General features: G+C 57.0%; 1 pseudogene. It reads right to left on the bottom strand.

The features are described 5' to 3' along the window. A pseudogene (locus tag SB717_RS36885) lies at positions 1-263 on the bottom strand (hypothetical protein); the annotation flags it as partial.

Below are 263 nucleotides of genomic sequence, written 5' to 3' on the forward strand. Positions count from 1 at the left end.
CGAAAACATTCCGGATAACTTCCCGGATCGAATAGGTGTAGGTGCGTAACGCCTGAGAGTCGTCGAATGAGCCAGCGAGGACGCCGGCCACGTGTCGCGCTTCTTCCTCGATTGCCGCGTACCACTCTTCCAGGCTAGCAGAACTCACGTCGATATTCGGGCGCGATATCCGGGTAATCGGAATATAGGTCGGCCCGCCCCGAGCTTCGCCCACACGGTTTCCCTCATCCATGCCAATGAAATCGAAGAAACCCAGGTGCTTG

This window comes from Priestia sp. SIMBA_032 (assembly GCF_046535215.1).
Taxonomy (GTDB): Bacteria; Bacillota; Bacilli; order Bacillales; family Bacillaceae_H; genus Priestia; species Priestia aryabhattai.